Origin of the sequence: Prosthecobacter sp., assembly GCF_049294395.1 — a bacterium.
Taxonomy (GTDB): Bacteria; Verrucomicrobiota; Verrucomicrobiia; order Verrucomicrobiales; family Verrucomicrobiaceae; genus Prosthecobacter.
In genome coordinates, this window is sequence record NZ_JBAQCR010000302.1 from 1 (window position 1) to 2,080 (window position 2,080).

Genomic DNA, 2,080 nt, shown 5'->3' on the forward strand with positions numbered 1-2,080 from the left:
ATCAGTACCTATATATAGGTACTGATCCTGTGATCCTGACACCAGAGGGTACACCAATGGGTAAAGAAACAAAACCCCTCCGGGTGTTTTCGACTCCGCTGGAAGCATCATGTAGCATGGAGTGGTATGATGATGCAGGTTTCCCCCACGCGTCGCCGGTCTGGTGTCAGGCTCAGCCTGGGATCAAAGCAGGCTCATGAGCCTGGGATCCTGCCGCCAGGATCACGGGCGAAGGAGGTGCCAAACCGGTGCCTTTGGGCTCTGATCCGGGTTTGGCATCATGGTATCAAACCACCCCCAGACAGGATCTCCCATGGGTTCCAAAGATCTTTCCAGCCCACAGCGCCTCGTACTTCCTCTTGGCAGACAGGATTGACGCCCACCGCCCGTAGATAAGGCTTCCTCTTTATGCTTTACCGCGCCCTCGCCCTTCTCGTCACCGCAGCTTCCTTTGCCCACGCAGCCCCTGCGGAGCACGTCATCCTCATCAGCATTGATGGCTGGGCGCATCAGTACTTTGATGATCCCAAGTGCCACATGCCCGCCGTGAAGGCGCTGGCGGCCAAGGGCGTGCGGGCCAAGCGCATGGAGTGCTCCTTCCCCACCGTGACGTGGACGAACCACACGACGCTGGTCACCGGCGTGCATCCGGGAAAGCATGGCGTGCTGGCCAATGAGTACTTTGACCGTGCCACGCGGAAGAAGGTGCCGCTGATTCCTGACCCGATCTTCAACAAGGACGAGATTGTCAAAACCCCCACCATCTACGACGCAGCGAAGGCGGCCGGTTTGACCACCGCCGGGGTGATCTGGCCTGCCTCACGCGGAGCCAAAACGCTGGACTGGACCGTGCCGGATGTGTTTGATCAAGCGCTCTTCGAGAAATACGGCACCCCTTCCCTGCTGGAGGAAGCGCGGGCCGCCGGCATCCCCATCGAGAAGCAGAACGAGTGGTGCAAGCTGGGCAACCCCGGCAAGGCGCAGCGGGATTACATGTACTCGCAGCTGGCCCAGCACATCATCAAAAAGCACAAGCCGAACTTCCTCGCGCTGCACCTGGTGAGCCTGGACTCCTTTGAGCATGCGCACGGTCGCCAGGTCTCGGAGGCCTACTGGGCCGCGAATGATTCGGACAACCGTGTGGCGGACATCGTGCGTGCCACGGAAGAGGCGGGCATCCGCGACAAGACGGCCTTCGTCATCACCACCGATCACGGATTCGTCACCTACACCAAATCCATCAATGCCAACGCCGCGCTGCGGAAGGACGGCTTCGTGAAAGCCGTGCTGGGCAAGAGCCTCGCACCCGATTCCCAGGTCTTCGCCATGGCCGAAGGCGGAGCGTGCTTCGTGTATGTGCTGGATGATGCCAATCGTGACAGCGTTTTGAAACAGATCACGCCAACGCTCGCGAAGCTGGAAGGCGTGGAGGGCGTGGTCGAGGCGAAGGATTTCGATGCCAAGCTGCATCACCTCACCGCCGCGAAAGATGGCCGCGAACCCGACCTCGTGCTGCTGGCTGCAGACGGCTACACCTTCACCGATTCGCTTGCTGACACCAACGTCATCATTCCCAACGATCCCCCCAAAGGTGCCCATGGCCACTTTCAGCTCGATCCCAATCTCTACGGCGGCTTTGTCATCAGCGGCGCCGGTGTGAAGCAGGGCGTGGAGCTCGATGAGATGAAGAACATCGACGTGACACCCACGATGGCCAAGCTCCTCGGCATCCCCTTCCCTGACGCGGATGGCCGGGTGCTGGAGGAAGCGCTGGCGAAGTAATCGCGTGAGATCATGGACAAGACCCGAGCCTCCGGGCTGTAGGTCGGTCGTGTTTGGCGCGCAAGGCATTCGCAACCACATAAAAGGACTTCCGCCAAACCGCCCGACTGCGAGCGTTCCCACACGCCTTGGGGCTTGCGTTGCGCCATGGCGTCCTACCATGAGCTAGACCGGTTCTCAAAAAGATTGTCATTTTGATCCGGCGAGCGCAGCGGCCCCAGTGGCAAGGAGAGTGCGCCGCCTGCTATTTGGAAATAACAGGCAAGCACACGACGCAGCCAATGGGGCCGCTCCGCCG

Annotated in this window: 1 protein-coding gene; it reads left to right on the plus strand. The window is 60.3% G+C overall.

Annotated features, from left to right (window positions below; all coding sequences use genetic code 11):
* Positions 1-408: 408 nt before the first annotated feature.
* The gene (locus WAW39_RS20005; protein ID WP_422320931.1) at positions 409-1,782 is read left to right on the plus strand and encodes an alkaline phosphatase family protein; all 1,374 of its coding nucleotides are present in this window, start codon (positions 409-411) and stop codon (positions 1,780-1,782) included.
* Positions 1,783-2,080 lie beyond the last annotated feature (298 nt).